The sequence below is a fragment of the Streptomyces thermovulgaris genome, from assembly GCF_002155915.1.
Taxonomy (GTDB): Bacteria; Actinomycetota; Actinomycetes; order Streptomycetales; family Streptomycetaceae; genus Streptomyces; species Streptomyces thermovulgaris.
Window position 1 is genome coordinate 1 of record NZ_MUME01000339.1, and the last position, 5,590, is coordinate 5,590.

General features: G+C 73.5%; 5 protein-coding genes and 1 pseudogene. 2 read left to right on the plus strand and 4 right to left on the minus strand.

The annotated features are described in order from the left end of the window. Positions 1-71: 71 nt before the first annotated feature. Together CCN35_RS23275 and CCN35_RS23280 are read right to left on the minus strand one after the other, a co-directional pair. Positions 72-1,763 (minus strand): bifunctional 3'-5' exonuclease/DNA polymerase, encoded by a 1,692-nt coding sequence (locus tag CCN35_RS23275; RefSeq protein ID WP_086794211.1) that lies wholly within the window; start codon positions 1,761-1,763, stop codon positions 72-74. A 77-nt stretch (positions 1,764-1,840) separates the two neighbouring features. Next, positions 1,841-2,680: a Clp protease N-terminal domain-containing protein gene (locus CCN35_RS23280; RefSeq protein WP_067393734.1), complete on the minus strand. Its 840-nt coding sequence runs from the start codon at positions 2,678-2,680 to the stop codon at positions 1,841-1,843. A 124-nt stretch (positions 2,681-2,804) separates the two neighbouring features. On the opposite strand from CCN35_RS23280, the gene CCN35_RS23285 reads away from it, so the two are divergent. Beyond that, on the plus strand, positions 2,805-3,905 hold the full coding sequence (locus CCN35_RS23285) for a DUF2786 domain-containing protein (RefSeq protein ID WP_086794213.1): 1,101 nt from the start codon (positions 2,805-2,807) through the stop codon (positions 3,903-3,905). Positions 3,906-3,934: 29 nt separating this feature from the next. On the opposite strand, the gene CCN35_RS23290 is transcribed toward CCN35_RS23285, so the two are convergent. Continuing rightward, positions 3,935-4,507, minus strand: coding sequence for a DUF4232 domain-containing protein (locus tag CCN35_RS23290; RefSeq protein WP_086794216.1), 573 nt, complete (start codon positions 4,505-4,507; stop codon positions 3,935-3,937). Positions 4,508-5,119: 612 nt separating this feature from the next. Here CCN35_RS23290 and CCN35_RS23295 point away from each other — a divergent pair. Continuing rightward, a complete protein-coding gene (locus tag CCN35_RS23295) occupies positions 5,120-5,389 on the plus strand; it encodes a DUF397 domain-containing protein (protein WP_067393723.1) in 270 nt (89 codons plus the stop codon). A gap of 89 nt (positions 5,390-5,478) precedes the next feature. Here the strand turns inward: CCN35_RS23295 and CCN35_RS29695 are convergent. Continuing rightward, a pseudogene (locus tag CCN35_RS29695) lies at positions 5,479-5,590 on the minus strand (ATP-binding protein); the annotation flags it as partial.

Sequence of the window (5,590 nt, forward strand, 5' to 3'; positions counted from 1 at the left end):
GCCCCGCGGCGACCGAGGCCCGGCCGGCGGGCACGGGGCGATGCGGGCCGGGGCGGGCCGGGGCGGGGTGTTCACTTCGCGTCGGCGTAGCACTCCACCACCGCCGTCGTGAACGGAAACCGCACCGGGGTCTCGCCGAACGTCAGCCGCCCCGCCAGCTCCGCCGCCTGCCCGATCGCCTCGACGACCCTGCCGGCCTCCTCCTGCGGGCAGTGCACGATCACTTCGTCGTGCTGGAAGAAGACCAGCTCGGCGGCCATGTCCCAGCAGGCGCGGCGCAGCGCGGCGAGCAGCAGCAGAGCCCAGTCGGCGGCGCTGCCCTGGACGACGAAGTTGCGGGCGAAGCGGCCGCGGGCGCGGGGGTCGGTGGAGGCGTAGCCGGGCATCCAGCCGTCGGACGCGGGCGGTACGGCCGGGGCGTCCTGGGGGAGACCCGCCTCCTCGTCCGCGTCCTCGCGTCTCCCGGCCGGCGGCGGGCAGGTGCGGCCCAGCCAGGTCCGTACGAGCCGCCCCTCCTCGCCGGCCCGCGCCGCGTCGTCGACATAGGCCACCGCCCGGGGGAAGCGGCGTCTGAGGGCGGCGAGGTTCTTCAGGCCGTCGCCGGAGGTCTGGCCGTAGACCGCGCCGAGCACGGCGAGCTTCGCCCGGGTGCGGTCGCCGGAGAAGACGCGGTCGGAGACGGCCTGGTAGAGGTCGCTCTCCCGGCTCGCCACCTCCATCAGACCGGGGTCGCGGGAGATGGCCGCCAGCACACGCGGCTCCAGCTGGGCGGCGTCGGCCACGACCAGCCGCCAGCCGGGGTCCGCCACGACGGCCCGGCGGATGACCCTGGGGATCTGCAGCGCGCCCCCGCCGTGGGTCACCCAGCGCCCGGTGACCGTGCCGCCGGCCAGGAACTCCGGCCGGAAGCGCCCCTCCCGCACCCAGTCCTGCAGCCAGGACCAGCCGTGGGCGACCCAGATCCGGTACAGCTTCTTGTACTCCAGCAGGGGCTTGACGGCCGGGTGGTCGACGGACTCGAGCTCCCAGCGGCGGGTGGACCTCACCGTGATCCCGGCCCGGGCGAAGGCCTTGATCACCTCGGCGGGCAGATCGGGCCGGACCCGGTGCCCGAAGGCAGTCGACACCTCGTCGGCGAGCTCGGCCAGACGGCGGGGCTCGCCGCCGCCCGCGTACCGCTCTCCGAGCAGTTCGTGCAGCACCTCGCGGTGCACGTCCGCGCGCCAGGGCAGGCCCGCCCGGTTCATCTCGGCCGCCACCAGCATGCCCGCCGACTCGGCGGCGGTCAGCAGGCGCATCCGGTCGGGGTGCTCGGCCCGCTCGTGCCGCCGCTGCTGCTCGGCGTAGACCGCGAGCAGGTCCTCCAGCGGCAGATGTGCGGCCGGGGGATCGAAGAGCGGGGACTGCGCGCCCGGTGCGGCGGGCCGCTGCGGCGGGTCCGGCGGGACGGGGCCGCCGCGCAGCCGGGCCAGCGCGGCCGCCGCCGAGCGGGGTTCGCCGTGCCGTCCCTCGTGGCCGAGGAGGAGGGTCTCGGCGTCCTCGACGTCGTAGCACCGCTCCACGCGCACCCCTGCGGCGAGCAGGCGCGGATAGACCTCGGCGGTGGACCGCCACACCCACCGTGCGACGTCCGGTCTGCTGCGGACCGCCTCGACCAGGTCCGGCTCCCGGAGCACCGGACCGGCGGGCAGCCCGTCCCGGCCGAGGGGGACGATCTCGGCGCCACCGTCCTCGGCCGGGGACAGGGCCCACCGGTCGGTCATGTCCGTGAGTGTCGCAGGCGGGTCCGACAACGGCTCCGGCCCCCGGGACCGACCGGGGGCCGGAACGGCCGGAGGGGTCAGCCCCCGTTTCCTCCCTTCGTCCCCCCGGCCTCCTTGTCCGCCTCTTCCGCCTCTTCCGCCTTCTCGGCCTTCTCCGGCTTCTCCGCCTTCTCGGGGTTCTTCTCCTGCTCCTGCTGGGCGAGCCCCTTCGTCAGCTCCGCCAGGGCCGCCGCGACGTACTCCTCGGTGCGCGCCTTGTCCAGACCGAGACCGCTCAGGATGCCCTCGCCGTTCTCCAGCTCCAGCAGGGCCAGCAGGATGTGCTCGGTGCCGATGTAGTTGTGGCCGAGGCGCAGGGCCTCGCGGAAGGTGAGCTCCAGGGCCTTCTTGGCGGCCGAGCCGTACGGGACGAGCTCGGGGGCGTCGGCGGAGGCCGGCGGCAGCGCGGCGTTCGCGGCCTCGCGGACCGCGTCCAGGGAGACGCCCTGGCCGGTGATGGCCTTGCCCGCCAGGGACTCCGGGTCGTCGAGCAGACCGAGGATCAGATGGGCGGGCGTGCCCTCGGCGCTCCTGGCGGCCCTGGCCTTCTCATGGGCGACCACGACGGCCTTGCGCGCGCGTGGTGTGTAGCGGCTGAAGCCCTGGCTGGGGTCGAGGTCGGCCGGATCCTTGGGCACGAACCGCTTCTGCGCGGCCTGCCGGGTGACTCCCATGCTCCTGCCGATGTCGGTCCAGGAGGCGCCGGAGCGGCGTGCCTGGTCGACGAAGTGGCCGATGAGATGATCCGCCACCTCGCCGAGGTGCTCGGCGGCGAGGACGGCGTCCCGGAGCTGATCGAGGGGATCTTGATGAACCTTCTTGATGGCCGAGATGAGGTCGTCCAGACGAATGCTCGACCTGATGCCGGAATGCGTCATGCGTCAACCGTAGGTTGACATAGGAGGGTCGTCAACCTCGAGTTGACATCCGATCCGCATCCGTCTGTCCACAGGCTGTGGACGAAGTGGGCGGACGGGGCGCGCTCCATGACACGATCGACCCGTGAGCAGCCCCAGTACCGTCGACCGCGCCTTCGGCGCCGCTCTGTACACCTCGTCCGACGACGCCCTCGACACCGGCGCCTCCCTGCTGGCGGCCGACCCCGCATCGGACGCCGAACTCGCCCGGCGCGGGCGGGAGCTGGTCGCGGCGGCATGGCGGCGCGGCTGGCAGCCCGCCGATGTCGTGCGGGTCGCGCGCCGGGAGCTGGACGACATCCATGTGCGGCTGCTCGCGGCGCTCGTCCGTGCGCAGGCGAAGGAGGACCGCCCGCGCGGCCCGCGCTGGACCGCCCAGCTCGGCGAGCTGACCGAGGAGGAGCCGGCCCGCACCGACCGCTTCTCGTACGCCACCGCCGTCCTGGAGCTGTACCGCCTGCTGGTGCGGCTGCCCGCGCTCGAACATCTGGACGAACCCGTGGGTGCGCCCCGTCCCGAGTCCCGGGTGCTGACCCGGATCCGGGCGCTGCTCGCCAAGGCGGAGGCGACCGGCTTCCCGGAGGAGGCGGAGGCGCTGAGCGCCAAGGCGCAGGAGCTGATGGCACGGCACAGCATCGACGAGGCGCTGCTCGCCGCCCGTGCTCCGGCCCCCGACGCCCCCGCCGCCTGCCGCATCGGCGTCGAGCCGCCGTACGAACAGATCAAGGCGATGCTGCTGGACGTGGTCGCCACGGCGAACCACTGCCGGGCCGTGTGGAGCGAGTCCCTGGGCTTCTCCACGGTCGTCGGCTTCGAGGCCGACCTGGAGGCGGTCGAACTGCTCCATGCCTCGCTGCTGCTCCAGGCCATGACCGCGATGACCCGGGCCGAGGCGGAACAGAGGGCCGCCGGGCGCAGACGCACCAGGACCTTCCGGCAGTCCTTCCTCGCCGCCTACGTCCACCGCGTCGGCACCCGCCTCGCGGCCGCCGCCGAGGCCCAGGTCACCGAGGACCTGCTCCCCGTCCTGGCGAGCCGGGACGCCGCGGTCGCCGACCGTCTGGACCGCCTGTTCCCGAAGACGGCGACCACCCGTCTGCGCGGCGCGACCGACGCGGCGGGCTGGACGGAGGGCGTCCGGGCGGCGGAGCGGGCCGAGATGACGTCCCGTCCGCGCCCGCGCTGAGGCCCCGCCCGCCGGGCCCGGCCGGGGCGTCAGTCGCCCGCCTGCTGGAAGGCCGTCACCGACGCGTCGGGGTCGGACGCGTCCCTCCTGCCCTGCACCGGGCCGTAGGACCACTCGAAGTCCCGGCTGTCGTCCGCTCCGGGCAGGCCGATCCTCAGCGACGTCGCCGCGAGGCTCCTGGCGTCTTCCTCCTTGCCCCGGACATAGGTGAGGGTGAAGGACGCCGTGCCGTCCTCGGCGAGGGTGAGCCTCTGCGGCTCGGCGGTCCTGTCCTCCGGGACGGTCGCCGTGGTGCCGTCGGCGGACAGGGAGACGGCCGGGAAGCCCTCCAGCGTGCAGGCGGCGCCCCGGTTGGTGAGGGTGACGGGCACATTGCCGGTGTCCCCGGCCGCGGGCGCGGTGTTGGCGGGGCCGACCTGGATCTCGACGTCGCCGATCGTGCAGGCGGAGCTGCCGGTGTCCTTGCCTTCGGAGTGCCCGGAGCTTCCGGAGTTCTTGTTCCCGGAGTTCCCGGAGTTCCCGGAGTCGCTGCCGTCGCTGCCGCAGGCGGTGAGGAGGAGGGCCGCGGTGAGCGTGGTGACGATGATCGGACGGGCGCGCATGGAGTGATTCCTCGGGTCGTGACGATGATCAAGGATCATCACGTACGAGCGTGCGGCACGGTTGCCCGCCCCGCCACCGGCCTCCGCGAACGTCAGGAGCCCAGGCTCGCCGTGGGCAGGCCCGACGGTAGCGCCGGGCCCTTCGAGCCGGCGGACGTCTCCTCGCCGGGACCACCCTCCCGAGTAGCCCGGAGCACGGCCCGGTTGACGGACTTCGCCGCCCTCGTCGCACGGGCCTCGCACATGCCGGGACCGGCCGCCCGGGCGGCCGGATCGCGGGCAGGTCCCGCTCACAAGAATGTTGTCCGTTGGAACACCAGGGCTCCGGTGCGCGTCTCTTTCTAGTGCACGGAGGATCCGGTCCGGACGATCCGGCACGGACGACGAGGCGGAGGATCGCGAACAGGGAATGACGTGTGCATGACTTACGGGGGTCGGGGGCAGGCGCTTCGACGGCCCCGGAGCAGCGGGGCGCCGGTGGCGCAGCCACCGGACCACTCCGCGTGCACGTGCATCTGCTCATGCATATGCACGTGAACGAGGTTATGATCCAAACCAGTTGACCGATGCATCAATGGCCACACCAGCCAGTGCACCACCGGGGAGCGACCTGTGGACCACGACGTTGAGGGCGGGTACGGGGGGTTCGACGTGTACAACGGCATGGCGGCCACGCGGCTGCGCGGGGTGGTCTGGCAGAAGAGCCGGCACAGCAACTCGCAGGGATCCTGCGTGGAGTTCGCGAGACTGCCGGGCGGGGAGGTGGCCGTGCGCAACTCCCGCTTCCCCGACGGTCCCGCTCTCGTCTACACACGTGCGGAGATCGAGGCGATGCTGCGGGGCGTCAAGGACGGCGAGTTCGACCACCTGATCGCCGGGTGACGTCCGTCGGCTCCGGCGCGTCGGGGTGAGCGGTGCGCAGCGCGGGGCAGCGCGCGCGGAGACACGGCGGCGTGCGAGGTCACGGCCCGTCAGGCGGAGGGACGCAGCCGGAACAGCGCCCAGACCACCTTGCCGTGCAGGGTGCCCGCCAGCGGGTGCCAGCCCCAGCTGTCGCTGAAGGAGTCGACGAGGAACAGACCG